The sequence below is a fragment of the Pseudomonas sp. Pdm06 genome, from assembly GCF_014851795.1.
GTDB classification, from domain to species: Bacteria; Pseudomonadota; Gammaproteobacteria; order Pseudomonadales; family Pseudomonadaceae; genus Aquipseudomonas; species Aquipseudomonas fluorescens_AA.
The window spans coordinates 158135-184074 of the sequence record NZ_JACVAH010000010.1 but is presented as its reverse complement, the minus strand read 5'-3'; the positions used below and the strand labels follow the sequence as shown (position 1 = coordinate 184074).

General features: G+C 62.3%; 23 protein-coding genes and 1 riboswitch. Of the genes, 7 read left to right on the top strand and 16 right to left on the bottom strand.

Annotated features, from left to right (window positions below; all coding sequences use genetic code 11):
- Positions 1 to 457: 457 nt before the first annotated feature.
- From cpdA to IB266_RS17755, 3 genes are all read right to left on the bottom strand, one after another.
- On the bottom strand, positions 458 to 1273 hold the full coding sequence (cpdA, locus tag IB266_RS17765) for a 3',5'-cyclic-AMP phosphodiesterase (protein WP_192261951.1): 816 nt from the start codon (positions 1271 to 1273) through the stop codon (positions 458 to 460).
- Positions 1274 to 1372: 99 nt separating this feature from the next.
- Positions 1373 to 1825: a DUF1249 domain-containing protein gene (locus IB266_RS17760; protein ID WP_024618006.1), complete on the bottom strand. Its 453-nt coding sequence runs from the start codon at positions 1823 to 1825 to the stop codon at positions 1373 to 1375.
- Positions 1816 to 2433 (bottom strand): NUDIX domain-containing protein, encoded by a 618-nt coding sequence (locus tag IB266_RS17755; protein ID WP_060739445.1) that lies wholly within the window; start codon positions 2431 to 2433, stop codon positions 1816 to 1818. The genes IB266_RS17760 and IB266_RS17755 overlap by 10 nt, the downstream gene beginning before the upstream one ends.
- Before the next feature lie 214 nt (positions 2434 to 2647).
- On the opposite strand from IB266_RS17755, the gene IB266_RS17750 reads away from it, so the two are divergent.
- Positions 2648 to 3391 (top strand): DUF3298 domain-containing protein, encoded by a 744-nt coding sequence (locus IB266_RS17750; RefSeq protein ID WP_192261950.1) that lies wholly within the window; start codon positions 2648 to 2650, stop codon positions 3389 to 3391.
- On the opposite strand, the gene cytX is transcribed toward IB266_RS17750, so the two are convergent.
- Positions 3360 to 4652: a putative hydroxymethylpyrimidine transporter CytX gene (gene cytX / locus IB266_RS17745; RefSeq protein WP_060739447.1), complete on the bottom strand. Its 1293-nt coding sequence runs from the start codon at positions 4650 to 4652 to the stop codon at positions 3360 to 3362. The two genes, IB266_RS17750 and cytX, sit on opposite strands and share 32 nt — an antisense overlap.
- A 171-nt stretch (positions 4653 to 4823) precedes the next feature.
- Positions 4824 to 6713 (bottom strand): phosphomethylpyrimidine synthase ThiC, encoded by a 1890-nt coding sequence (gene thiC, locus IB266_RS17740; protein WP_092443845.1) that lies wholly within the window; start codon positions 6711 to 6713, stop codon positions 4824 to 4826.
- Positions 6714 to 6888: 175 nt separating this feature from the next.
- A riboswitch (TPP riboswitch) is annotated at positions 6889 to 6994 on the bottom strand.
- 154 nt (positions 6995 to 7148) lie between these two features.
- Between thiC and IB266_RS17735 the strand changes: the two genes are divergently transcribed.
- Entirely contained in the window at positions 7149 to 8588 is a 1440-nt protein-coding gene (locus IB266_RS17735) for a TolC family outer membrane protein (protein ID WP_060739449.1), read from the top strand.
- 120 nt (positions 8589 to 8708) lie between these two features.
- On the opposite strand, the gene waaA is transcribed toward IB266_RS17735, so the two are convergent.
- Positions 8709 to 9983, bottom strand: a complete 1275-nt coding sequence (waaA, locus tag IB266_RS17730) for a lipid IV(A) 3-deoxy-D-manno-octulosonic acid transferase (RefSeq protein WP_192261949.1) — start codon at positions 9981 to 9983, stop codon at positions 8709 to 8711.
- A gap of 22 nt (positions 9984 to 10005) precedes the next feature.
- A complete protein-coding gene (locus tag IB266_RS17725; RefSeq protein ID WP_192261948.1) occupies positions 10006 to 10896 on the bottom strand; it encodes a LysR family transcriptional regulator in 891 nt (296 codons plus the stop codon).
- 103 nt (positions 10897 to 10999) lie between these two features.
- On the opposite strand from IB266_RS17725, the gene IB266_RS17720 reads away from it, so the two are divergent.
- The 4 genes from IB266_RS17720 (at position 11000) to IB266_RS17705 (ending at position 14532) form a co-directional block, all read left to right on the top strand.
- Positions 11000 to 11332 carry a DMT family transporter gene (locus IB266_RS17720; RefSeq protein ID WP_003197153.1) on the top strand — a complete coding sequence of 111 codons (333 nt, stop codon included), beginning with the start codon at positions 11000 to 11002 and terminating at the stop codon, positions 11330 to 11332.
- Between the two features lie 215 nt (positions 11333 to 11547).
- Positions 11548 to 12723, top strand: a complete 1176-nt coding sequence (locus IB266_RS17715) for an NAD(P)/FAD-dependent oxidoreductase (RefSeq protein ID WP_192261947.1) — start codon at positions 11548 to 11550, stop codon at positions 12721 to 12723.
- Positions 12720 to 13532: an aldo/keto reductase gene (locus IB266_RS17710; protein WP_192261946.1), complete on the top strand. Its 813-nt coding sequence runs from the start codon at positions 12720 to 12722 to the stop codon at positions 13530 to 13532. The genes IB266_RS17715 and IB266_RS17710 overlap by 4 nt, the downstream gene beginning before the upstream one ends.
- Before the next feature lie 34 nt (positions 13533 to 13566).
- Entirely contained in the window at positions 13567 to 14532 is a 966-nt protein-coding gene (locus IB266_RS17705; protein WP_014336264.1) for a hypothetical protein, read from the top strand.
- A 147-nt stretch (positions 14533 to 14679) separates the two neighbouring features.
- Here IB266_RS17705 and hldE read toward each other — a convergent pair whose 3' ends face one another.
- The 5 genes from hldE to IB266_RS17680 all read right to left on the bottom strand — a co-directional run bounded on the left by hldE (position 14680) and on the right by IB266_RS17680 (position 20827).
- Entirely contained in the window at positions 14680 to 16101 is a 1422-nt protein-coding gene (gene hldE / locus IB266_RS17700; RefSeq protein WP_072407151.1) for a bifunctional D-glycero-beta-D-manno-heptose-7-phosphate kinase/D-glycero-beta-D-manno-heptose 1-phosphate adenylyltransferase HldE, read from the bottom strand.
- Between the two features lie 99 nt (positions 16102 to 16200).
- Complete coding sequence (gene cysC / locus IB266_RS17695) at positions 16201 to 16809, bottom strand: adenylyl-sulfate kinase (RefSeq protein ID WP_192261945.1); 609 nt, start codon at positions 16807 to 16809, stop codon at positions 16201 to 16203.
- Positions 16802 to 17506: a sulfotransferase family 2 domain-containing protein gene (locus tag IB266_RS17690; RefSeq protein WP_192261944.1), complete on the bottom strand. Its 705-nt coding sequence runs from the start codon at positions 17504 to 17506 to the stop codon at positions 16802 to 16804. The genes cysC and IB266_RS17690 overlap by 8 nt, the downstream gene beginning before the upstream one ends.
- A gap of 327 nt (positions 17507 to 17833) precedes the next feature.
- A complete protein-coding gene (gene msbA, locus IB266_RS17685) occupies positions 17834 to 19639 on the bottom strand; it encodes a lipid A export permease/ATP-binding protein MsbA (protein WP_192261943.1) in 1806 nt (601 codons plus the stop codon).
- Between the two features lie 15 nt (positions 19640 to 19654).
- The gene (locus tag IB266_RS17680) at positions 19655 to 20827 is read right to left on the bottom strand and encodes an O-antigen ligase family protein (RefSeq protein WP_192261942.1); all 1173 of its coding nucleotides are present in this window, start codon (positions 20825 to 20827) and stop codon (positions 19655 to 19657) included.
- Between the two features lie 107 nt (positions 20828 to 20934).
- Between IB266_RS17680 and IB266_RS17675 the strand changes: the two genes are divergently transcribed.
- Positions 20935 to 21540 carry a toluene tolerance protein gene (locus tag IB266_RS17675; protein WP_192261941.1) on the top strand — a complete coding sequence of 202 codons (606 nt, stop codon included), beginning with the start codon at positions 20935 to 20937 and terminating at the stop codon, positions 21538 to 21540.
- Here IB266_RS17675 and IB266_RS17670 read toward each other — a convergent pair.
- From IB266_RS17670 to IB266_RS17655, 4 genes are all read right to left on the bottom strand, one after another.
- Positions 21526 to 22629 carry a glycosyltransferase family 4 protein gene (locus IB266_RS17670; RefSeq protein WP_192261940.1) on the bottom strand — a complete coding sequence of 368 codons (1104 nt, stop codon included), beginning with the start codon at positions 22627 to 22629 and terminating at the stop codon, positions 21526 to 21528. The two genes, IB266_RS17675 and IB266_RS17670, sit on opposite strands and share 15 nt — an antisense overlap.
- 48 nt (positions 22630 to 22677) lie before the next feature.
- On the bottom strand, positions 22678 to 23442 hold the full coding sequence (locus IB266_RS17665) for a glycosyltransferase family 2 protein (RefSeq protein WP_192261939.1): 765 nt from the start codon (positions 23440 to 23442) through the stop codon (positions 22678 to 22680).
- A 55-nt stretch (positions 23443 to 23497) separates the two neighbouring features.
- The gene (locus IB266_RS17660; RefSeq protein ID WP_192261938.1) at positions 23498 to 24454 is read right to left on the bottom strand and encodes a glycosyltransferase; all 957 of its coding nucleotides are present in this window, start codon (positions 24452 to 24454) and stop codon (positions 23498 to 23500) included.
- Between the two features lie 84 nt (positions 24455 to 24538).
- On the bottom strand, positions 24539 to 25939 hold the full coding sequence (locus IB266_RS17655; RefSeq protein WP_192261937.1) for a PIG-L deacetylase family protein: 1401 nt from the start codon (positions 25937 to 25939) through the stop codon (positions 24539 to 24541).
- Position 25940: the final 1 nt, after the last annotated feature.

The following is a 25940-nucleotide window of genomic DNA, read 5'->3' as shown; positions in this document are numbered from 1 at the left end:
TCGCGAGCAAGCTTTGCTCCCACAGGTCCAGCTCAAACAAGTCTGATGGGTGTACACCCCCCGCAAGAGCCAGGCCGGCTATCAGGCCGCCTCGCGGTGGACGTTGATTTCGGCGCCCCGTTAACCACGCTGGCCGAACGCAGGTATTGTGGAGTGGGCACCTCGGCATGGATGCCGAGGTAGCCGCGCTGGGCCATGGATGGCCCTTCGCGGCGGGCCCACGGAGCAATACCTTCGTTCGGGCATGCCGAGCCTAGGCGAGGCACCGAGTGGTGGGGCATAAAGCGTTTTGCTTACTTTTCGCCGGGCCGCGCAGGCTTCTCAAAAGTGAGCCGCTGTAAGAGCGGAACCGTCAGCAGCCGTTACCGCAGAAATGGATATGTACTCGACCAACAAAATCCTGGCCGACTGTCAGACCGCCATCGCGAGCAAGCTCGCTCCCACAGTTGGACCGAACTCAGTACCCGTTGGAGTCATAGTCCGGGGTAAACGCAAACCCAACCACCCGCTCAACCCCCGTCTCCAACCGCCCATCCGGCCAAAGCCGCAACCACCGATACCCCGGCGCCTGCGCGCCCACCGCAAAATCCTCACTCCCCGGCTCAAACTGAATACAAGTCGAAGGCGAAGCCAACAAACGAACCCCCTCGCGCACCCGATCGACCTCCTGATGCACATGCCCCCAGAGCACCGCCCGCACCTGTGGAAACCGATCCAACACCGCAAACAAAGCCTCCGGATTACGCAACCCAATCGGCTCCATCCACACACACCCAATCGAAACAGGATGATGGTGCAGACACACCAGATGATGCCGCTCCGGTGCCTCGCTCAACGCATTGGCCAAAAGAATCAATTGCTCCTCGGCCAAAAAACCCGGCACCGAACCCGGCACGGCCGAGTCCAGCATCGTCACCCGCCAATTGCCGATGTCCACCACCGGATCGAGCAACGCACTCTTGACCGCCGCCTCGAGCATCACCCGCGGCTCGTCATGGTTACCGGGAATCCACCGCGCCGGCGCATCGATTCGTGCAGTCAACTGGCGAAACGCCGCGTAGGACTCCAGCGTGCCGTCCTGGGACAGATCCCCCGTGGCGAGCATCAGGTCAATGTCCGGCTGCTGCTTGAGCACCAGATCGATGACTGCCCGCAAACTGTCACGGGTATTCATGCCCAGCAACGAGGCATCGGCCTCGGCGAACAGATGGCTATCGGACAGTTGGACCAACAACGCCGCATCGGCAGTGGTCAAGCTGGATACGCTCGGCAAATCGCTTTCTCCCAGGCGCAATCACGCCGTTGCATGAAGCCGCAATTATGCTGGGGGACGATCGAAAGGGGAAACCCGCGAACCGGAACCGGTTCACAACTACCGAACGACTTCGAACTCGTGGCCCAGCGCCAGGCAATGACTCAGCCACTCGCCCAGGAACAGGTTCAACTGGGCCTTTTCATCCGGCTGGTGCATCGAGGCATTGGGATAAGGATAGATGCCACGAAAGCGTCGTGCATGCTCGGCGCTGACGACTTCGGCCATGCGTGCATCGTGATAGACCTGCACTTCCAGCTGTGGCACCGGCAACCAGGGCAAGCTGTGTTCCTGGCGCACCTGCAAGGTGGTGGTGTAGGGACAGGTCTGCAGCACTTCCAGGGCCAGCACGCCGAGCATCTGGTCGCCGTGGGTCACGGCGATGCGGCGCGGCAACGGGTCGTTGCGCATGTCCGGCAACAAGCGCATCAGGCGGGCGTAGTTGGCCTCGCAGGCGGCCTGCAACCCCACCAGATCGACGCGATAGCGGTCGCGCAGCTTGTTCAGGACCATAGCCCCCTCACTTCATCGCGATTCAAGGCCAGCCATTGCAAGGCAATGATGCTGGCCGCGTTGCAGATACGCCCGTCGCGCACGGCTTGCAAGGCATCTTCGTAGGCCCAGACCTTCACCCGAATGTCTTCGGCTTCTTCCAGAAGGCCATGCAGGCCGCCTGCCCCCGTGCTGTCGCAACGCCCCAAGAACAAATGTACGAATTCATTGCTGCCGCCTGGCGATGGAAAATACTGAGTCATCGGCCAAAGCGCAGCGAAGACAAGCCCAGCTTCCTCCTGCGCTTCGCGATGAGCAACTTCTTCCGGTTGCTCATCCTTGTCGATGAGGCCGGCCACCAGTTCCACCAGCCAGGGGTTGGTGGTCTTGCCAATGGCCCCCACGCGAAACTGCTCAATCAGCACCACTTCATCGCGCTGCGGGTCGTAGGGCAGCACGCACACCGCGTCATGACGCACGAACAGTTCACGGCTGATCTCACGGCTCATGCCACCGGCAAACAACTCGTGGCGCAAGACGAGGCGGTCGAGCTTATAGAAACCCTTGAAGCAGGTTTCACGCTTGACGATGTCCACGGTGTTCGGTGCGGCGTTGGCGAAGTCGGTCATGACAATCCTCGTGTGCAATGGATCAATACGAGGTTCCAACCTCGGCTTCGCGCCATCCTAACGCGCCCGTACCCTTTGATGCAGCCCCTTTCCGGTGATCGGGATGGACGGCTGCGCTGAAAATCACTCTAATGAGCTTAGTGGCGAACTGATTGCCTTGCCGACAGTCGAAGCGGGTAACTTTTTGCCTTTCCGTGTTTCATGAAGGACGCCCATGTCGCTTTTCAAAACCGCCTCCGTGGCTGCCATTGCCCTGACCCTGGGCGCTTGCCAAAGCCTGTTCCAACCCAACTATCGCGCACCGCTGGAGACCACCCGCGACGCTTCGGAACAACTGCAACCCGGCTGCGCCAGCGCCGACTGCCCATTGGTGAACATCGATACCCTGCACTTTCCCACCGAGCCTGCCTTGGACGGCATCGTCGAAAAACGCCTGCTGCAAATGACCCGCACTCCGGACGCCCCGGAGGCACCGACGCTGGCCGCCTACCGCGAACAGTTCTTGCGCAACGCCGCGCCGCGCAACAGCAGCTATTTGCAGGCCAAGGTACGCGAGCAACATGACGGCCTGGTGATCATCGAATTGTCCAGCTACCTGGACACCGGCGGTGCCCATGGCACTCCAGGGCGCGGCTTCATCAACTATTCACGCCAGCAACACAAGGTGCTGACCCTGTCGGACATGCTGCTGCCTGGCCAGGAAGAAGCCTTCTGGAAAGCCGCGCAAGTCGCCCACAACAGTTGGCTGATCAGCACCAAGCTGGATCAGGAGCCCGAGTTCCTGAAACAGTGGTCCTTCCAGAAAACCCCGCACGTGGCGCTGACCTACGGCGGGGTGATCCTCAAGTACGAAGTGAGCACCATCGCGCCGTACGCCCTGGGTCACATCGAACTGAAGATCGCCTATCCGCGCCTCAATGGCATCCTCAAGCCCGAGCTGTTCCCCGGCCGTAGCTGAAAGCCCGACCCAACAGCAGTTGCAGCAACCCTGCCAGAATCAGCGACGGCAGGGTTGCACCGACATCCGGATAAAGGTTGGCCAGCAAGTGATAAGTGCTCACCCCACCCAGCCAGGCCAACAGGGCCGGCCAGCGCAACGCGGCTGACACCACTTGGCTGCTGCGTTTGCGCAGGATGAAGTGGTCCACCAGCACCACGCCGAACAGCGGCGCGAACACCGAGCCGATCAGCAACAGGAAGTTCTGGTATTGCGCCAACGGTGCAAAGCAGGCGATCAAGGTGCAGATGACGCCAATCGCCAAGGCCAGGTGCTCGACCTTCAACCCCGACAGCATGCCGCTGGACACTGCCGCCGAGTGGATGTCGGCGAAGGCGTTTTCCGACTCGTCCAGCAGAATCAGCAGTAACGGAATGCCCAGCCCAGCACCGGCCAGGGCCAGCAGCAACGCGTTGACTTCACCGCTCGGCGCGAAGGCCAGGGTGTAGGCCACGCCCAGGCTCATCAGCCAGAAGTTACCGATGAAGAAACCCACGGCCGTGCCGCCGAAGACGTTCTTGGCGCGTTGGCCGAAGCGTGAGTAGTCGGCGATCAGCGGCAACCACGACAGCGGCATGGCAATGGCGATGTCGAACCCCACCGCCAGCGGCATTGAACCATCGCCCGCCTGGGCCCACAACGCGGCCAGGTCAGCCTTGGCGAACAGGTTCCAGGTCAACCAGATGCAGGCCGCCAGCAGTAACCAGATGCCCCACTTGCGCAGGACCTTGCGCACGAAGGTCAACGGCCCACTCACCGCGAGCAGGGTCGCCAGGGCGCCGAAGAACAGCGTCCACAGCAGCGGGTTCGAACCCAGGCTGCCTTCGCTGAAGGCCCGCGCGCCGAGCAAACTGGCGGCGTCACGCATGACGATGATTTCGAACGAGCCCCAGCCGATCAATTGCAGCAAGTTCAACACCGCCGGCACGCTCGCGCCCTTGCCGCCCAGGCTGAGCTTGAGGGCGGCCATGGCCGACAGGCCAGTGTCACTGCCGATCACCCCGACCGCCGCCAGCAGCAGGACGCCCACCAGCGTGCCGAGGAAAATCGCCAGCAACGAACCGCTCAGGCCCAGGCCCGGCGCGAGCAAGGCGCCGACTTGCAGGACCATCAGGCCGATGCCGAGGGAGAACCACAGGGAAAACAGATCGCGGGCGCCGAACACGCGCTTGTCCAGGGGGACCGCGGCGTCAGGGGAGTAGGTGCTGGGTTGGATGTTCAAGGGTGGTTATCTCAGAAGGATATCTGTTGTTTTTTTGGCCGCTATCGCGAGCAAGCTCGCTCCCACAAGGGATCACAGGTGCACACAGTTTTTTGTGTCCACAGTAGATCCCCTGTGGGAGCGAGCTTGCTCGCGATGAGGGCAGTGAAAACACCGCCCCCTCGGCTCACATCACACTTTCTTGTAAAGCTGACTACCTTCCTTCTTGAACCGCTCCGCCTGCTCCGCCAAGCCTTGGGCAACGTCGACATCCACCGCTTCAATGCGCTGGTTGGCGGCGTACTCGCGCACTTCCTGGGTGATTTTCATCGAGCAGAATTTCGGCCCGCACATCGAACAGAAATGCGCCACCTTGGCCGAGTCCTTCGGCAGGGTTTCGTCGTGGTACGACCGGGCAGTGTCCGGGTCCAGGCCGAGGTTGAACTGGTCTTCCCAGCGGAACTCGAAACGCGCCTTGCTCAAGGCGTTGTCACGGATCTGCGCGCCCGGGTGGCCCTTGGCAAGGTCGGCCGCGTGGGCGGCGATCTTGTAGGTGATGATCCCGGTCTTCACGTCATCCTTGTTCGGCAAGCCGAGGTGCTCCTTCGGCGTGACGTAGCAGAGCATGGCGCAACCAAACCAGCCGATCATCGCCGCACCGATGCCGGAAGTAATGTGGTCGTAGCCCGGCGCGATGTCGGTGGTCAGTGGGCCGAGGGTGTAGAACGGCGCCTCGTCGCAGCACTCGAGTTGCTTGTCCATGTTCTCCTTGATCAACTGCATCGGCACGTGGCCGGGGCCTTCGATCATGCATTGCACATCGTGCTTCCAGGCGATCTTGGTCAACTCGCCGAGGGTTTCCAGCTCGCCGAACTGCGCTTCGTCGTTGGCGTCGGCAATCGAGCCCGGACGCAGGCCATCGCCCAGCGAGAAGCTGACGTCGTAGGCCTTCATGATTTCGCAGATGTCTTCGAAGTGGGTGTAGAGGAAGTTCTCTTTGTGGTGCGCCAGGCACCACTTGGCCATGATCGAACCGCCACGGCTGACGATCCCGGTGACGCGCTTGGCGGTCATCGGCACATAGCGCAGCAACACGCCGGCGTGGATGGTGAAGTAGTCGACGCCCTGCTCGGCCTGCTCGATCAGCGTGTCGCGGAACAGCTCCCAGGTCAGGTCTTCGGCCACGCCGCCGACTTTTTCCAGGGCCTGGTAGATCGGCACGGTGCCGATCGGCACCGGTGAGTTGCGGATGATCCACTCGCGGGTTTCATGGATGTGCTTGCCGGTGGACAGGTCCATGACCGTGTCCGAACCCCAGCGGATGCCCCAGGTCAGCTTCGCCACTTCTTCTTCGATGGACGAACCCAGCGCGCTGTTGCCGATGTTGCCGTTGATCTTCACCAGGAAGTTACGGCCGATGATCATCGGTTCCAGTTCGGTGTGGTTGATGTTGGCCGGGATGATCGCGCGGCCACGGGCGATTTCATCGCGCACGAATTCCGGGGTGATGACTTTCGGCACGCTGGCGCCGAAGCTGTGGCCGGCGTGTTGCTGGTCCAGCAGGCCGGCGGCGCGGGCCACTTCCAGTTTCATGTTTTCGCGGATGGCGACGTATTCCATCTCGGCGGTGATGATGCCTTTGCGCGCATAGTGCATCTGGCTGACGTTGGCGCCCGGCTTGGCCCGACGCGGGTTGTTCACGTGGGCAAAGCGCAGCTTGGTCAGCTCGGGGTCGGCCAGGCGTTCCTGGCCGAAGTTGGAACTCAGGCCCGCCAGGCGCTCGGTGTCGCCACGGGCTTCGATCCACGAAGAACGCACGTCGGCCAGGCCTTTGCGCACGTCGATGATCACGTTCGGGTCGGTGTACGGGCCCGACGTGTCGTACACCACCACTGGCGCGTTGATTTCGCCGCCAAAGTCGGTGGGGGTCACGTCGAGGCTGATTTCGCGCATGGGTACGCGGATATCCGGGCGGCTGCCCTGGACATAGATTTTTTGCGAGCGGGTAAAGGGCTGGACCGATTGCTCATCGACCTTGGCCGAATCGCTGAGGTTGGTCGCGTTTTTTGCTTTTGTCGTCATCACGGGCTCTCCAGACACACATCCAGGCAGTGGATTTTTGTCGGAGCGAACCTGTAACGAATGGACACGTCCCTGCACGAAAGTGCGGACGCTGTGCTTGCTGTTCGAGGATGCTCGAAGATCGAAAGTCGATGGTCGAACAACATCCCGGACGAAGCACAAGAGGACTCGCCGGGTGACGAGAAATCTTGTTCCCTACGCAGGCGTTAACCTGATCAGGTTCAACGGGATCCGAAATTATTCGATCTCAGCCTCATAGCAAGGCACCCCGACAAGAACCCGGCCAGTCTAGACACAACCACCACAGAACGCCATCACTCGGGTAAAAGCCGTGATGAATGGCGCATATACAGGATTGTTGCCGTGCCTGCGCGCAACTACACTCGCTACGCCGCGCCTCTTGTGCGCAAACATTCGAGAAGTAGGGATCGCCTCATGCTGCGCAAACTTTCACTGGCCCTCGCCGTGTCTTGTGCGTCCAACGGAATGGCCTGGGCTGCCGAAGCGCCCCTGACCACCAAAACCGATCTGGTGAGCGTGTATCAGGAAGCGGTGGACAACAACGCCGACCTGGCCGCCGCCCGCGCCCAATACGGCGTCCAGAAGGAAGTGGTGCCCCAGGCGCGTGCCGGATTGTTGCCCAACCTTTCGGCCGGCGCCGACCTGAACAACACCCGTACCGAGCTCGACCAGCCGGCAATGACCGCTACCCGCAGCTCCACGGTCTACCAGGCCACGCTGTCCCAACCGATTTTCCGTGCCGACCGCTGGTTCCAACTGCAGGCGGCCAAGTCCGTCAACGAACAAGCCTCGCTGCAACTGTCGGCCACCGAACAGAACATGATCCTGCAAAGCGCCGAGAGCTACTTCAATGTACTGCGCAGCCAGGACAACCTGGCCTCGACCAAGGCTGAGGAAGCGGCGTTCAAGCGCCAGCTCGACCAGTCCAACGAGCGCTTCGACGTGGGCCTGTCGGACAAGACCGACGTGCTGCAATCCCAGGCCAGCTACGATACGGCGCGGGCCAACCGGATCCTTGCCCAGCGTCAGGTCGACGACGCCTTCGAAGCCTTGATCACCCTGACCAACCGCCAGTACAACTCGCTCCAGGGCATCGTCCACACCCTGCCGATCCTGCCGCCGGCACCGAACGATGCCAAGGCCTGGGTCGACACGGCGGCCAAGCAGAACCTGAACCTGCTGGCCAGCAACTACGCCGTTGATGCCGCCGAAGACACCCTGCGCCAACGCAAGGCCGGTCATGCGCCGACCCTCGATGCGATCGCCCAGTACAAGAAAGGCGACAACGACGGCCTCGGCTTCACCAACCCGAGCCCGACCGGGCAGCGCTATGGCGGTGATGCCGAGCAACGCACCATCGGTTTGCAATTGAGTATCCCGATCTACAGCGGCGGGCTGACCAGTTCCCAAGTGCGCGAGTCGTACTCGCAGCTCACCCAGACCGAACAGCAACGCGAAGGCCTGCGCCGGCAGGTGGTGGAAAACACCCGTAACCTGCACCGTGCGGTCAACACGGACGTGGAGCAGGTCCAGGCCCGGCGCCAGTCGATCATCTCCAACCAGAGCGCGGTGGAAGCCACGGAAATCGGCTACCAGGTGGGCACCCGCAACATCGTCGATGTGCTCGATGCCCAGCGGCAGCTGTACACCTCGGTGCGCAACTACAACAACGCCCGCTACGACTACATCCTCGACAACCTGCGTCTGAAGCAAGCGGCCGGGACGTTGAGCCCGGCGGACCTGCAGGACCTGTCGCGCTACCTCAAGCCCGACTACAACCCCGACCGCGACTTCCTGCCGCCGGACCTGGCCCAGGCAGCGGCACAACAGTTGCGCTCGCGGCCGGCGCAGTGAAAAACCTGTAGGAGCATGGCTGTAGGGTCAGGCCTTTTGAAGTAGAACTGTGGGAAGCAAGGCCTGTGGGAGCAAAGCTTGCTCCCACAGACTTTGCACCCACAGGCCTTGCCCCACCACTCAGCCGAGCAACCGCCCCAACCCCTCCAGCAACCGCTGCAACGCGCCCTGGTTGGTGCGCATCACCTTCAGCCCTGCCTCGGCCATGCGCTGGGCATCCCGGGGCAGTTCGAACAAACGCTGCACCGCCAGGGCCAGGCTCTCGGCATCTTCCACTTCTGCCAGCGCACCGGCAGCACGCAGTTGCGCGGCGATTTCGAGGAAGTTGAACAGGTGCGGCCCACTGAGCACCGGTTTCGCCAAGGCCGCCGGTTCGAGCAGGTTGTGCCCACCGTTGGGCACCAGGCTGCCACCGACAAACGCGCTGTCGGCCAACGCATAGAGAAACAGCAGTTCGCCCATGGTGTCGCCGAGCAGCACCGAAGCCTGGGCGGTAACCGGCTGGCCGCTGGAGCGCCGCACCGTGACCAGGCCTTCGTTTTCACACAACTGGTGCACTGAGTCGAAGCGCTCGGGATGACGCGGCACCAGGATCAGCAACGCATCGGGATAACTGTCGAGCAGCCGACGGTGAGCAGCGAGTACCACTTCGTCTTCACCTTCATGGGTGCTGGCGGCGATCCACACCGGGCGCTCGGTTGCCTGCCACTGGCGGCGCAAGGCGCTGGCGTCTTCGAGCAGTTGCGGGTCGATGGTCAGGTCGAACTTGATGGAGCCGGTGACCTCGACGGTTTCCATCCGGGCGCCCAACTGGCGAAAACGCTCGGCTTCGGCTTCGGTCTGTACGGCGAACAGGCTCATCTCGGCGAGCATGGGCCGGGTGAGCTTGGGAAAGCGTGCATAACCCCGGGCCGAACGCTCCGACAACCGCGCGTTGGCCAGGGCCACCGGAATGCCGCGCCTGGCGCATTGGTGAATGTGATTGGGCCACAGCTCGGTTTCCATGATCACCGCCAGGACCGGGCGGACCCGGTCGAGAAAACGCTTGGCGGCACAGGGCAAGTCGTAAGGCAGATAACAGTGCTGGATGCGCGGCTCGTTGGCGAACATCGCCTGGATCCGTTCCGACCCGGTGGGCGTCATGCAGGTGACGGTGATGGGCAACTGTGGATAACGTTGCAGCAAGGCGCGGATCATCGGCGCGGCGGCAATGCTCTCGCCCACCGACACCGCGTGCACCCAGATACCCTCCGGCACCATGACCGGCAGCCCCCAGGAGAACCGCTCGCCGATGCGCCGGGCATACGCTGGCGCCTTGCGTGCCCGCAACCACAGCCGAATCGCTACCAGTGGCAGCCCCAGATAAAACAATGCGCTATAGAGAGTTCTGTTCATGGCGGCGGAGTTTATCGGTTTTTCAGCCGATCGCCTGCAACTGCACGGCAAAACGTTCCGCCAGCCAACGGGCCGCCGGCCCCAGGGGTTCGTCGCGGCGCCAGACCAGTTCCACCACCAGGGCCGGCGGGGTCCATTCGCTGCTGAGTTCGACCATGTCCCCCAGGTACGCCGGGTACTGCACCACGTGCCGTGGCAGCCAGGCCCAGCCCAGGCCACTCCTCAACCACTCGGCCAACACATAGAAACTGTCGGCCCGCCAGACCTGCGGGCTGGCCTGCTCGCTGCCGGGATAGACGCTGGACTGAGTCGCCATCAACAACTGGCGGTGCCGGGCCATTTCCCGGCAGGTCACATAACCATGGTTCGCCAGGGGATGGTCCCGGCCGCACACCGTGACCATTTCGACGCTGCCCAGTACCCGGCGCTCCAACGCCTCAGGGATCTGGTCGTGGTAGAACAGCAAGCCGAGGTCGGCGCGCCGCTCCACCAGTTTGCGCGCCACGTCGCCCTGAGCGGCGCTGGCCAGTTGCACTTCGAGGGTAGGAAATTGCTCGGCCAGGGCCGCCAGACTGTCGATGACCGGTTGATAGGGCATGGCTTCATCCTGGGCCAGGCGCAGCGACGCTTCCTGCCCGCGCATCAAGGCCAGGGCCCGACCGTTGAGACGCTCGCACTGGCGCAGCACCTCCCTGGCCTCTTCGAGCAGGGCTTCCCCCGCGTCGGTGAGCCTGGGCTGACGGCCGCTGCTGCGCTCGAACAGGCTCACCCCCAAGTCGTCTTCCAGCATGGCGATCGCACTGCTGATGGCCGATTGCGCCTTGCGCTGGTCCCGGGCCACGGCGGAAAACGAACGTTTCTCGGCGACCCCGACAAACAGCCGCAATTGCTCCAGGTTCCACTGTACGTTCATGGCTCAACCTATCTCCATTACAGATAGGTAATGACTTTACCGCATCTGGACGATCTCTAGAATGACCCCATCGAAAGACGCAACCGTCAAAGAGGAACTGCCCATGAACGCCTACTACTACCTGGCCATCGCCATCTGCGCCGAAGTGATCGCCACTGTTTCGATGAAAGCGATCAAGGGCCTGAGCACACCCCTGCCCTTGCTGCTGGTCATCGTCGGCTACGGCACCGCGTTCTGGATGCTGACGCTGGTGGTGCGCACCGTACCGGTGGGCGTGGCCTATGCGGTCTGGGCCGGGCTGGGGATCGTCATGGTCAGCGTGGCGGCGCTGTTCATCTACGGACAGAAACTGGACGTGCCAGCGATGCTGGGAATGGCGCTGATTGTGTTGGGGGTGGTGGTGATCCAGCTGTTTTCCAAGACCGCCGGGCACTGAAAACACACTGATCATTAAACTGGAATACTTTTGTGGCGAGGGAGCTTGCTCCCGCTGGATCGCGAAGCGGTCCCATTTCTAGTGGGCGCTTCGCACCCAAGCGGGAGCAAGCTCCCTCGCCACAGGTTTATCGCCATCGCGATTGATCACCAACAAAATCCCATCCCTATCGAGTCTGTATACTGCGCCCTCGTCTTGAACACTGAGGTCGCTGCATGCCATCCGTTATTTCCACCGACATCCTGATTGTCGGCGCCGGAGTCGCCGGCCTCTGGCTGAACGCGCGCTTGCGCCGCCTGGGGTTTTCAACCGTGCTGGTGGAAAGCGCCAGCCTCGGTGGCGGGCAGAGTGTCAAATCCCAGGGCATCATCCATGGCGGCGCCAAGTATGCCTTGCATGGTGCCCTGACCGGGGCCTCGGAAGCCATCGCCGACATGCCGCGCCGCTGGCGCGAAGCCCTGAAGGGTGACGGTGAGCTGGACCTGTCCGGCGTGCGCATGCTGTCCGATGCCCATTACCTCTGGTCCCCCGGCACCCTGGCCGGCAACCTCACCAGTTTCTTTGCCAGCAAGGCCGTGCGCGGACGGGTCGACCAGGTCAAGGGTGAGCAATTGCCGCCGGCCCTGCAAGACAAGCGCTTCAAGGGCAAGGTCTATCGCCTGGCCGAGCTGGTGGTGGATGTTCCCAGCCTGATCGAGCGCCTGGCGGAACTGGCCGGCGACAGCCTGCTGGCCGGGCAGCGCATCGAGCCACTGCGCGAAGCAGGTGAGTGGGTCGGACTGAAGGTCGACGACCGTGAGATTCGGGCCCAGCGCATTGTCTTCAGCGCGGGCGCTGGCACCGCTGACCTGCTCAAAGCCCTGGGCCTGGACAAACCGGCCATGCAGACCCGGCCGTTGCACATGGTCCTGGCCAAGGGGCCGAGCCTCAAGCCGCTTTACGCCCATTGCCTGGGCGGCGGACCGAAGCCACGCGTCACCGTGACCACCCACCCGGCCGCCAATGGCCAATGGGTCTGGTACCTGGGGGGCGACCTCGCCGAGGGCGATGCCATCGCCCGAGAGCCCGCCGAGCAGATCGCCGTCGCACAGAAAGAACTGGGCCAGTTGCTGCCCTGGATCGACCTCAGCACCGCGCAATGGGCCACGTTGCGGGTTGACCGCGCCGAGCCATTGCAGTCGGGCCTGACCCGCCCGGACAACGCCTTCCTCGCCGAGCAGGATCGCCTGCTGGTGGGCTGGCCGACCAAACTGGCCCTGGCGCCGGACTTCGCCGATCGGGTGGTCCACGCGCTGCAACGCGATGGCATCCAGCCCAGTCACCCGGCTCCGCTGCCGGACCTGCCGAAGCCGCCCATGGGCGTGCCTGCCTGGGAGCAACTGCTGCCATGAGCCAAGCGACCCTGCATGACCTCTATCGCCCTCTGGGCCATGACGGCCCGCGGGTTTCCCCCCTGGGCCTGGGCACCGTCAAGCTGGGCCGTGACCAGGGCGTCAAATACCCCAACGGTTTTCAGATCCCCGATGACGACGAAGCGCGCATGTTGCTCAAACTCGCGCGCGACCTGGGGATCAATCTGATCGACACCGCACCGGCCTATGGTCGCAGCGAAGAACGCCTCGGCCCGCTGCTGCGCGGCCAACGTCATGACTGGGTGATTGTCAGCAAGGTTGGCGAAGAATTCAGTGACGGCCAGTCACGCCACGACTTCAGTGCCGCCCATACCCGATTCTCGGTGGAGCGCAGCCTCAAGCGCCTGGAAACCGACTACATCGATCTGGTCCTGGTACATTCCGACGGCAACGACCTGGCGATCCTCAACGACAGCGAGGTCTACCCGACCCTGGCGGCGCTCAAGCGCGAAGGCAAGATCGGCGGCTTCGGCTTTTCCGGCAAGACCGTCGAGGGCGGCTTGAAGGCCCTGGAGCAAGGCGATTGCGCGATGGTCACCTACAATCTGAACGAACGAGGCGAAAAGACGGTCATTGACTACGCCAACGAACACGGCAAAGCGATCCTGGTGAAAAAGGCCCTGGCCAGCGGCCACGCCTGCCTGAGCCCTGGGGTAGACCCGGTTCGTGCCAGTTTCGAACTGTTGTTTGAGCATCCTGGGGTCGCCAGTGCTATTGTCGGCACCATCAATCCGCTGCACCTCGCCCATAACGTCGCGACCGTAGCCACGGTCCTGCGTAAACACTGACGCCGCCCTACGCGGCCTGAAGGAAGGAGCCGACATGCCGCGTACGCTCATCAGAAAGAATCCGAGTAACTTCAAGACCCTGCCCCTGTTCGTCGAAGCGACCCCCGAAGGCCTGACTTACCAGAGCGTCGGGATGCCGCTGAATTTTGCCCAGACCTTGCAGCGCCGCCGTCCTGTCGCAGTGGCCGATGCCGAGCGTTTTTCCCTGGAGCTGGCGAACCTGGGCGTCTCGGTGCGCCTGACCCTGCATTGGCAGAACCGCGACTATTGGGTGCTGGTGCGCCAGCGTCGGCAGGATCGCGGCGACGTGGTACTCAAGCTGATTTCCGGCTACGTCCCCGCCCACGAACTGAACCTGCCGCTGCTCACCGCCATCAGCGAGATCGCCGAAGAATGCCTGCTGGAAACCCCTGAAGGCTGGCTGGGCGGGCGCTTCAACGACACCTGGCTGCCAGCCCCCTACGCCACGGCCTTGCACTACCGCGAGGCCTTGCCGTTTCGCCTGACGCCCCTGTCGGGCTCGGCCCGCCCGGTGCGCAGCGCCAACCTGCAACTGATCGAACGGCCACGGGCCTACGTGCACCTGCCGACGGCATCCCTGCAATTGATCTATGACTTGCGCCTGGACGTGCCCAAGGAAGCCAAGTCCCTGAGCCTGTTTCACGTCGATGAGCGCCTGGAAGGCGACCAGTTGGTGGCACGCCTGGACCGCAAGCGACCGGACCTGTACCTGATGCCGCTGCAGGATGGGCAGCCCTTGCCCGAGCTGTACACCTTGAAAAAGGATCAACTGTACCCGGCCAGCACCCGGGGGCTGTACCTGGCGGAAAGTTTCGCCCGGCAGGACGGCTGGCTGGTGCGTGACGAGCGGATTCGCTGGAAGGACTGGCTGCGCCAGCAAGGGCTGACGCCACCGGGCAAGGAGTCGGGCCTGACCCGACTCAAGGGCAAGGCCAGGCAGTTGCTCAAGAAGATCGTGCCGCGCAAGGTGGCTCGTTAGGCCTGATGTCCACTTTCTGGCTGGACAATGGGCCCTGTGGGAGCGAGCTTGCTCGCGATGGCGTTGGATCACTCAGCCTCGATTTGGCTGACACACCGCTATCGCGAGCAAGCTCGCTCCCACAGGTTCTGCGCTTTGCCTGACGCATCAGTTGTTGCGGATCTTCTCCACAATCGCCGTCGTCGAGCTGTTTTCCACCAGCCCCAATACCTTCACGGTACCGCCGTAGGCAGCGACGATGTCGGCGCCGACGACCTGGTCGATCCCGTAGTCACCGCCCTTGACCAGCACGTCCGGCTTGACCTGACGCAGCAGGTTTTCCGGCGTGCCCTCGCTGAAGCTGATCACCCAGTCCACCGCGCCCAGGCCGGCCAGGACCGCCATGCGCCGGTCAACGCTGTTGATCGGGCGCCCCGGCCCTTTGAGACGGCTCACGGAGGCATCGTCATTGACCGCGACGATCAGGCGATCCCCCTGGGCCCTGGCCTGCTCGAGGTAGGTCACATGGCCGGCGTGCAGGATGTCGAAGCAACCGTTGGTGAAGACGATGCTCTCGTTGTGGGCACGGGCGTCGTCAACGGCCAGCAGCAGTTGCTCCAGGCCCAGCACTCCGCGCTCGGAGCCTTCCTCGCGCTGGATGGCGCGGCGCAGCTCGGGGGCGCTGATGGCTGCCGTGCCGAGCTTGCCGACGACGATGCCCGCCGCCAGGTTAGCCAGGGCGACCGCATGGGGCAGTTCCTCGCCGGCAGCGATCGCCGCGGCCAGCGTGGAAATCACGGTGTCGCCGGCCCCCGTCACGTCGAACACTTCACGGGCACGGGCCGGCAGGTGCAACGCAGGGTGACCGGGGCGCAGCAAGGTCATGCCGTGCTCGCCACGGGTCACCAGCAAGGCGCCGAGGTCGAGGTCTTGCATCAGTTGCGCGCCTTTGCTCACCAGTTCGTGCTCATCGACGCAACCGCCGACGATGGTTTCGAATTCGCTGAGGTTCGGCGTGATCAGGCTGGCGCCACGGTAGATGGAAAAATCCTTGCCCTTGGGATCGGCCAGGACCGGAATGCCACGGGCACGGGCGGCCTGGATCAGCGCCTGGTGATTCTTCAACGCGCCTTTGCCGTAGTCCGACAACACCAGGACCTTGACGCCTTCGAGCAAGTTGTCGACCTCGGCACCGAGGGCCAGGGGGTCGGTGGCGAAAGGTTCTTCGAAATCGATGCGCAGCAGTTGCTGGTGACGGCTCATGACCCGCAGCTTGACGATGGTCGGCTGGTGCGCAACGCGCTGGAATATCGCACGAACACCCGCGCCCTTGAGGCTGTTGGTCAGGCTGTCGGCAGCCTCGTCGTCGCCGGTCACGCCCACCAGGGAGGCCGGTGCGCCGAGGGCAGCGATGTTCAGGGCAACGTTGGCGGCACCGCCGGGGCGATCCTCGATGTGCTCGACCTTGACCACCGGTACCGGCGCCTCAGGGGAAATCCGTGAGGTACCGCCATGCCAGTAGCGGTCGAGCATGACATCGCCGACCACCAATACAGGGGCTTGATCGAATCGCGGCATGGACAACTTCATGGAGCATCCCACATACAAAATGAACAGGGCCGCGATATTAGCACAGGGTTGGCGAAGGCTTGTCCATGGCTGCAACGCGAAGCCAGGACGTTCGCTCCATCAGATTTGCAGCAACGCCGAGAGCCGCGCACAGGCCTGGGCCAGCTCCACCTCGCTGGTATCGATCGCGCAGGCTGGCGCAAGGGGTGCCTCGTAGGGGCTGTCGAGCCCGGTGAAGTTCTTGATCCGCCCGGCACAGGCCTCACGGTACAACCCCTTGGGGTCACGCCGGGCGCAGACGTCAAAAGGTGTACTCACATAGACCTCCACGAAGGTGCCCTCGGGAAACAACTGCCTGGCAGCTTCCCGGTCGGCCCGAAACGGTGAGATGGCCGCAACGATGACGATCAGGCCGGCATCGACCATCAGGCGCGCGACCTCGGCGATGCGGCGGATATTTTCCTTGCGGGACTCGGCATCCATGCCCAGGCCCCGGCACAACCCCTGGCGCAGGTTGTCGCCATCGAGCAGGGAGGTGTGCAAGCCCTGCTGGTTGAGCTGCACTTCCAAGGCATTGGCCAGGGTCGACTTGCCCGCCCCCGAAAGTCCCGTCAGCCAGATGCAGCGTGGCCGCTGGGCCTTGATGGCCGCTCGATCCGCCGGCGTGAGCGCCTGTGCATAAGGACTGATCTGCGCCTGCTGCATCGATACGTTTGACGTTTCATTCATAACCAAGCATCTCGTAATCACGTTGGTACACCCGCCGCACCAGTCGGCGGGTCCGCACTGAGCAAATGTCCCTGACCGGCACCGTGGCGCGCTGCCAGCTGTGGTTCACATGGGGCAACCTCGCGACCACCCCCAGGTGCTCGCACACTCGCTGATAGTCCCGATCCAGGTATTCCTGATAGCCGATGAAGTCCATCGCCAGGTGGCCGAGGGAATCGATGAGGAAATCCGTCTGGGCGGCGAAATGCAATTGCCGGGTGATGTTCTCCGGGTGCAGCCATCGCGCGACGAAATCATCGAAGTCGCGGTATTGGCCCACCATTTTCTGCGCCGCCTGATCGCGCGCGCCCAACGTATTGCCCCGCAGGAAAGCATAGGCTGAATACGCACGTTCCAGCGGATCGCGAACAAAGGCAAATTTGAAACTCGCGGCGTACTGCTGCGCAAACTGCTCTTCGTACCAATACAGCGGCAAGTGGCCCGGGCTGTAACCATCGAAAAGCCCCACGCAAACACTGCTGCCGGCGCATTTTGGCACATGGATGAACAGGCAGGCGCGTTGGGCAAACGCATCGGGAAAACGGCAATTGGCCGACATCGACTTGTTCACGACCTGTCGGTCGACAACCGACAGGCGCCCCAACAGAAAGGAGCGCTGCGACTTGGGCAGCAGCTTCCAGAGATAACGTTGCAGCATTCAAACACCCGCGCGGGAGGGATGCCCCTCCTCGATGACTGGAGTTGGTCAGGAAAGTCCTGGAGCCAAACCTTAGCAGTCACGAATCGCGGATTTATTGTGGATTGGTCAACGCAGGTAAAGTTTTCGATACAAACTCAGTGGGAGCGAGCGGGCTCGCGATGGCACCGGCACATTCAACATCACCGGCCCGGACACACCGCTATCGCGAGCAAGCTCGCTCCCACATTGGTTCTGAGGTGCATGCAACATGTGTGTCCAACACCGAACCTGGGGGAGCGAAGCCGGCCGAGAGAAACCGGCCGGCTCACAGCCTGGGGTCCGAACTCAGGCGATATTCTGGGCGGGAGCGTCCAGCCCCATGGCATGAAGACGCGCGTAGTAGCCGTTCTGCGCCAAGAGCTCGCCATGGGTCCCTCGTTCGACGATCCGGCCCTGGTCCATCACCAGGATCAGGTCGGCCTTTTCGATGGTCGACAAACGGTGGGCGATGACCAGGGTCGTACGGCCTTTCATCACCTGGTCCAGCGCGGCCTGGATATGCCGCTCGGACTCGGTGTCCAGCGCCGAGGTGGCTTCGTCGAGGATCAGCAGCGGCGCGTTCTTCAACAATGCCCTGGCAATGGCCAGGCGCTGGCGCTGGCCGCCGGACAACAGCACGCCGTTTTCGCCCACCTCGGTGTCCAGGCCATTGGGCAACTGCTCGATGAAGTCCATCGCATAGGCATCCCGGGCCGCCTTTTCAATGTCGGCCCGTGGCGCACCGGCCAGGTCGCCGTAGGCGATATTGTTGGCCACCGTGTCGTTGAACAGGGTGACATGCTGGGTCACCTGGGCGACATGACGACGCAGGTTACGCAGGCGGTAGTCTTCGATTTCCACGTCATCGAGCAGGATCTGGCCGACCTCGTGGTGATAGAAGCGCGGGATAAGGCTCGCCAGGGTCGACTTGCCGCTGCCCGAACGCCCCACCAGCGCAATCATCTGCCCGGGCGCCGCGCTGAAGCTGATGTCCTTGAGTACCTCGCGGTCAGCACCGGGGTAGGTGAAACTCAGGTTGCGCACGTCGAGACGACCGCTGACCCGTTCCTGCTCGACCGTCCCCCCGTCGACCTCCGGCTCGACATCCAGTTGCTCGAAGATGCTCTCGGCACCGGCCACGCCTTTCTGGATGGTGGAGCTGACTTCCGAGAGTTGGCGAATCGGCTTGGGCAGCAAGCCGGCAGCCGTGATGTAGGCCACCAGGTCACCGGCCGTCGCGTCACCGCGCAGGAACAGCACCAGAAACATCAAGGCCGCCATGGCGGTGTAGATCACCAGTTGCAGCATCGGCGTATAGACCGCGCCGGTACGCGTCATCCGCAATTGCTTGTCGGTGTTGCCCTGGCTGGCGTTGGTAAAGCGCTGCTCTTCATAGGCCTCGCCGCCAAAGCTGCGCACCACGCGGTAGCCCTGGATGGTCTCGGAGGCAACGTGAGTCACGTCGCCCATGGCCACCTGGATCTTTTTGCTCTGCTTGCGGAATTTCTTGCTGGTACTGCTGACCATGACCGCGATCAGCGGCAGGATCGCCAACATCACCAGGGTCAGCTTCCAGTTCATCCACACCAGGTAGGCGAAGAGGAACACCACGGTGAGACCTTCGCGGATCACCACCTTGATGGCATCGGTGGCCGCACCGGTGACCATGGTCACGTTGAAGGTGATTCGGGAGATCAGATGGCCGGAGTTGTGGGTGTCGAAGTAGCGATTAGGCAGCACCAGCAACTTCTTGAACAACTCGACCCGCAGGTCATGCACCAGCCCCAGGGAAACCCTGGCCAGGTAATAGTTGCCCAGGAACGAGCCCAGGCCCTGCCAGGCAGCGATCAGAATGATCAGCAGCGGCACCGCCATCAGCAGTTTCAAGTCCTTGAGGTACGGCACGTTGGGAAAGAGCACCGCATCGGGGTTGCTCAAGCCGTCGACGAAATACTTGAGAATCCCGGCCAGCATGGGCTGGGTCGAAGCAAATATCACGAAACCCAGGATACTCAGCAGAAAAATGCCCGCGTAGGGTTTGACGTATCCCAGCAACCGAAAATAGATCTTCAGGCTGGAATCCTGTTCCGCTTTGGGCGGTGCGTCACTCATCGTCGGGCTCACTGGTTAGGAAGAACGCGGAATTTTATCACAGCCACCGGCATTGGCCTGCGCCCAGGTCAAAACGCTGGCCAGGCCAATTGGCAGCCAGGTAATGAACCATTCGGCGCGGGGGGTTCCGGTCAGGCTCGCGGCATCGAACTGCATTGCCAGGAACGAAAACACCCACATGCCGAGCACGCCCCGACCCAGCAGGCTTTCCCGGGCGCGCCAGGCTTCGCGCAACACCCCGAACCAGACAATGCACCACAGCAGCAGCCCCGGCAGCCCGAGTTGAATGGCGACATGGCTGAACAGATTGTGGGCGTGATCGAACTTGAGGCCGTGACTGATAACCCGATAGTCGGCCGCCACGCCAAGACCACCCCATGGGCGTTCGGCAATCATGTGCAGGCTCGACATGAAAATCTCGGGCCGATAGGAAGCACCGCGCGCCATGACCAGCGGCTCGAGCAACCAGAAGGTCAGCATGGCCAGCACCAGGGTCGTGGCGGCGATAATCCGGACCCGCTGGTCCCGACAATAGATCGGCATGGCCAACACGCTGAGCAGCAGGGCCAGCGCAGCGCCGCGACTCTGGCTCGCCACCACGAATATTCCCAACAGCCCCAAGGCCACGACCCAAAGCACTTGCAGCCCCATATGACGCGGCATCCAATGCAACATCCAGATCGCCGCCAACCCGATCACATAGCCGCCGAGGATGGGATGGGACAACTCCCCCAGCCCTTGCAGGCGCGCATTCCAAGGATGGTTCGTATACCCGTAGAAATAGATGATGGCCATCAAGGCCGTCAGCGCAAGCCCCAGGCCACCCCATTGCATGACGCGAATCACGCGTTCGGGTTGGCCGTTGGCAAAGATCGGGAAAAACAACAGGAACGCCAGGATGTAGAGCAATCGCTTGGCTTCGCGGGCAGGCTCCGCCACTTCGGCCCAGGCCAGTGTCACCAGGGCCCACGCCATCAGCGCCAGCAACGCCGTATAGATCACGCGCTGGGCACGCCATAACTCGGCCAATCGATGACGGGCCGGCCAGGCGAAGACGATCACCGGCAGCCAGACAAATGCAACCAACCCCTGTTGATAAACCTTGTTGGTCGGTGCCAGGGCTATCGCCAGCAAAAACCATAACAAGCCAAAGGCCATCCAGCCCTGTGCCCAACGTGTTGCCTGCATCTAACGCTCCTAAACGGTCTACCAGCCAAACCGGCATGGTGAAAACAAAAACTTTTGGGCATCATGGCCCGCCACGGCACCGGTTCTTTCAACAAGGTTTCCCTACGATGCAATCCTCACGGCTTCCCCAAGCCGCTTTGAATCAATTGATTGAAGGCGCCAGCATTCTGGAGGCCGACAGCTACGGCCCAAAAGTCTATCTGCTGCAGGATGGGAATATCCTCAAGCTGTTTCGCCGCAAGCGGCTGTTTTCTTCGGCCCTGCTAAGGCCTTATTCAACGCGATTCATCAATAATGCGGCCCGCCTGCAGAGGCTCGGCGTACCGACCCTCGAAGTGCTGGCCCTCTACAAACTGCAAAAGCCCGGCATGACCGCCGTACTGTATCGCCCGCTTCCCGGTAAAACCCTGCGTCAATTATCGAATCAGGAAAATTTCAGCTGGCAGCATACCCTTCCAGCGCTTGTCGAGTTGATCCGCAGCCTGCATGCCAGCGGTATTTATTTTCGCTCGCTGCACCTGGGCAACATCGTTGTCACGCCTGAAAACCAACTGGGGCTGATCGATGTGGCCGACATGCGCTTCCTGCGTTCGCCGCTGCCACGCTACCTGGCACGTCGCAACTTGCAGCATTTCGCTCGTTATATTGCCCGAGAGAACCTGAACGAGAGCTTTCCGATGCAAGCATTGGAGAACGCCCTACTGGCTGCCTGAGATCAGCTGCCGCGCGACCTGGCTGAAGCTCGACCAGGCCTCGTCAGGGGCCAGTGCCCGGTACTGGGCCGCGGCGACCGTATCGGCTGAAGCCTGCGCCGCTCGTTCGATCGCCTCGCTCCAGCCGCTTTCGTCGTTGGGCATCGCATACCAGCCGGTGTCGCCCAACTGTTCACGAAAGACCGCAAGTTCGCTGGCCAGCACCGGAACACGAGCCAGGACAGCCTCCTGGAGGGTCAGCCCAAGGCCCTCGTCCAGGGACGGGATCAACACCCAGTCAAATGCCCGATAGAGCGTCGCCACATCCTCCAGATGCCCGACCAGCAAGATCTTGTCGACCAGGTCCGGTCGGGCGATCCGCGCTTGCAGCGCTTCGCGCCTCGGCCCCTCGCCGACAATCACCAGGCGCCAATCGGGATGGTGGGCCGCTACCCGGCCAAAGGCCTCCAACAGACAGGCGAACCCCTTGCTGTCCACCAGCCGTCCCACCGCGCCAAATATGCGCATCTGCGGGCCAGGCAAACCCAGTCGGGCACGTGCCGCTTCGCGAGGCAACAGCGCGGCCTGGAACTGCGCCGGATCGAACGCGCTACGCAGCGCAGCGACCTGCATGCCCAACTCGTCCTGGAGCGATGTCGCCAGGGTCTGGGAGACCGCTGCCAGGGTCAGGCGGGAGGCAGGGAAGCCGCGCAGCAGTTCGCGACCCGAAGGATTGAGGCGCGTCGCACCATGGAAAATCACCACCACGCGGATCTGCGGCATAGCCTTGAGGACCGGCAACAAGGTACGGGCCACGCCGATGCCATCGAGCAATACCACACGCGCATCGCTGTCGAGCAACGCCTGACGGAAACGACTGCGCATCAGGGGTTTGAGCAGGCGCCAAACGTGTCGGCCCTTGAGCCGGGCCGATGTCATATTCCACTCAAGCGTCGCCCCGACATCGATCTGGCAGGCAGCCGCCGACCCCTGCAAGAGCCACGTCTTGACAGGCATCGCTGGTTCCATCCGCGAGAGAATCTGATTATGGACCTTGTGTACCGAAGCGAACGGTGCACCGCCCGCCCACATGACATTGATAATGCTCATCGAGCAGCAAACCTTTTATCGCGGACCAGGATTCATGCTTCGCGGCATTCAGTAGTTGATAAGCCAGCCAATACAGACTCCGAGCAAGAGAACCAAGGACAACTTGATCTGCTCGCGGCGCTTGCGGCGGGCCTTGCGCTGGCGCTCCACGGGCACTTCCACATGGACCCCGAATCCGGTATGCAAAACAGCATCCCCTTCGAGCGTGACCGCCGTCAAGTTCAACTCGGCATAACGAAGCGACAAGGCTTTTTCACCGCCGAAACCGGCGAAAGGGGCACAAAGCCGGTACTCCTTCAACCGCCGCAGGCCAGGATTGAGCGAGAAGCTTTGCCATTCGGCCTTATCTGAAATCAATGGATAACAGGGCACGCCGCCAATGACTTCACGCTCGCCCAGGCGGATGTAAGGACTGTGTACGCACAAATCGTAGACATAGTTGCGCAACCACACCTGAAGAACATCCGGTCGCTGCTCCAGGATCGTGCGCGAATCTTCCACGAACGCCGGACGATAGAACGCCCAGTCATCCTCACAATGAAAGATGTAAGCCGTCTTGACATGCTCGTACGCCAGGTCGATCGAAGCCAGTTGTCCCAGCTTCGGCCGATTGACGAAGGCCGTCGTGCGGTCCTTCCAGTGAGCGGGAATGACGGCATGCACGCCTTCGTCGCCGGCATCTTCGGTAATGAAGACCTCACGGATCGGCGCGGTATTGAAACGGTCAAAGCTCTCCAGGGTCTGCTTGAGCAGATCGAGCCGGCCGCAACTGGTTACCACCAGGGTAATGTCACTATCGTCGGAAAACTGCACTGAAATACCATTTAGTCAAACGCCATCTGAACACCGGATGGCTCAACGGTTCGTATCAAACGCCCAGCTTCAGGCGCAATGTCTCCAGCAGACTCAACGGGGCACGAGGCCGCAGCGGCGGCTCCAATGCTTCAACGATTTTCTGCCCGATGCGCGCGAAACTGAACTGTTCCAGCGCCAGCTTCTGGCCGTTGTGCGCCACATTGCGCGCCAACTCGGGGTCGGCGCGCAGCCGGGAAAGCTTTTCCTGGAGTTGCGGGATGTCACGGTACAACACCACGTTATGCATGTCCTGCAACCCCAGCGCCCGCGCCTCGTCGATGCCCTGATCGAACGCCAGCAGCACACAGCCGCAGGCCATGGCTTCGAAATTCTTGATCATGAATTCGCCCATGCCCACATCGGCACTGACGAAAAAGCGGATACGGTTGAGGGTCTCGCAATACTCTTCGCCGGACTTGGTCCGGGTCACGACCAGTGGCTCAACCTGGCCAAGCTCATCCAGCAGCGCCTTGCGACCACTATAGGCAACACTGTTGGTGCTGCCGACGAAGGCCAACTCGATATCCCGTTCACGCCCCTGATCCTGCAACAACGACTGATCGTAGCCCTTGGGCACGAATACCGCATCGAAACCTTCGCCGCGCAGACGCTCGGTCACCATGAAGCCGGAACTGATCACCCGCACCCACGGCAGGCGACGGTAATGCGCGCTGAACTTTCCGGTGTATTTGCACGGAATGTAATTCTGGTAGGCATCGTGCTCGAGGATCACCAGGTTGGGGATCGTGCGGATGAAGCCGGCTTGGCGGATCTCCTGCTTGAAACGCAGGAAAAATATGATCCGGTCATAACGCGATACGTCCACATGCTGGCGGAAATACCCCCGCAGGTTGCGTTGTTCCTTGCTGTCGAGCCAGCGCAGGTCGCACTCGCAATGAGCGGCCACGCCTTCGTAGAGTCGGTCCAGGATGGCCCGCTGTTCTTTCTGCACCAGAAACAGAACTTTCATCGTTTTCCTTGCGGCACCGAACGACTTGATAAATAACCGGAGGCCGGTTTGCGCCGTAGCGCAAAGATGCCCCGCCTTGGGCCTCTACAGCCGCCAGAACAGTTCATGGCGACGCACAGCCTTGCGAAAAAATTCGTTCTCGCCATACACCGAGCCCGTGCGCCCCGCCAGTAGACGCTGGATACCACGGCGCAGGCGACGTTTGAACGGCGCGCGCGGTTGCAGGTCATGCATCATGCCCAGCGCCATGGCCTTGTCGCGCTGCTCAGGCAAGGCCAGCGGCAGGCTGACAGGCTGCATCGGCAGGGCCGGCTCGAAACACGGCGGCAACGCAATGCCCGCACCCGCATCCCCCATGGGCCAGCGGTCATTGTCGTGCAGGTGATTGGCATAGCCCAACAGCGTGGTCGGTTGCCACTCCAGGCCTTCGAGGGCTTGCAGGACGGCATGATGGGCGCAGAGATGATCGGGGTGCGGATCAAGGGTCGGGTGTGGCAATACAATGACTTCGGGACGCGCCTTGAGCAGCAGCTCGCGCAGGTCCGCCAGCAGGTTGTTCCAGGTTGGCGCGCCGTCGTCATCGCCAGGCAGGACGAACGGGTTCAACTGGCGGAACAGCCGGGTATCGCTCAGCCCCGCCTCGCGAGAGCCCTGGGGCTGGCTCGGCGCGGCCTGCATCGCCGCCAATTGCAGACAGAAGTAGCCCAACTGCACACAGTGCGCTTGAGGCACTCCGGCCCAGCGGGGTACGGCAATGCTGTCCCAGGCTCGCAAACGACCCTTGAGTCGCGCGGCTTCGACGCTGTCCAGGCCCATCTTCCGATAATGCCCGGCCTCGATTTCACCCGCTGTCAGCGTCACGATCCAGGCCTCGTCAGCCTGGCTGTACAAACCGTAGGCAGCCAGCTCCGCGTCATCGGCATGGGGAGCGATGACCATCACCCGCTGATGCTGCACTGGCGGCGGCGTGAAGGACCACAGCGTCGGCTCGCCCAGCAGACGGCAATGACGCCCGCGCAGGCGCAGCTCGCCCCGGGACAACGCCGGGCCCTGTTCGCTGAGGTTGAGATAGCGCAGGCCGTTGACCCCGCGCTCGAAGGTTTGCAGGTCCCTTTCCCCCCCCGACAACTCGACGAGCGGGTCGATGAAACGTCCCAGCCAGGTGCTCTTGATCCGCAGTGCGAGGATCAGCGTCGCGCCATCATCCAGAATCACGCCTTCGTCCAACCGAAGCCGCCCGGCATTCAAATGCACCTTGGGTTGCTGGGTGAACGGCGGGAAGCTGTATTGGTAATCGTCCCGGGGCGAATAGAACAGGTGATCGGCGAACCACGCCTCGTGGGCGATCCAGCCCAGCACCGCCAGCACCAGGGGCAGCCACCAGGCCACCCCGACGCCCAGCGACACCAACACCACAAGGGCGAGTAACAACCCCACGCGCTTGTTGCGACGGTGACGCCTGAGTAACTGTTGCTTGCGACTCATG